1 pseudogene is annotated in these 609 nt (G+C 40.7%); it reads right to left on the bottom strand.

The window, feature by feature from the left end:
• Positions 1-609 (bottom strand): annotated as a pseudogene (locus ACFINX_RS10375) (hypothetical protein); the annotation flags it as partial.

The following is a 609-nucleotide window of genomic DNA, read 5'->3' as shown; positions in this document are numbered from 1 at the left end:
ATAACCAGCTCCTCCACCAAAATACTCAGCAAATGTCTGATTCATTGAATAAAGTTGATTACCAGCGACAGCATCTGTTGATTTAGCGCTAATCTCACCATTTGCTAGAAACGTAATTCTACTGTTTTCTTGTGTCCTTACAGCCCTGCCTTGTTCTTCTTGCTTCTTCTCATGACGCGCGACAAAGGCATTGGCTTCATTACTCCAATTCAAAGAATCCTGCGCTACTCCTTCAGAAACCTCTTTAATCCGCGCATTCACATTCTTGATATTCTCATCAAGACCAGTAAATGCACTACCAACATTATCAAAAGAGCCATTTGTTATATTACCAGCTGTATCAACCTTGGATAACTTGTAGGTTGGTCCTGTAAACGTACCCTCAACAAATTTTGCATCGCCACCAAGGAATTTAGCTACATTCTGAGAAATCGTGTTGATCTGACTACCATTAATCGCATCATGTGAACTCTCACCAATGGCACCATCTTTTACATTATGAAGTGCAACTGGTCCTGCATCCTTACCTTTACCTAAAGTCACACTCGTGTAATCAATGCCGCCATTCTCACCCTCTTTTTTATCGTAATGAACAACAGCTGAATCATC

Origin of the sequence: Bartonella sp. AP36NXGY (assembly GCF_042195865.1) — a bacterium.
Taxonomy (GTDB): Bacteria; Pseudomonadota; Alphaproteobacteria; order Rhizobiales; family Rhizobiaceae; genus Bartonella.
Note: the sequence above shows the minus strand (reverse complement) of the source record. Positions and strands in the feature narration are given on the sequence as shown.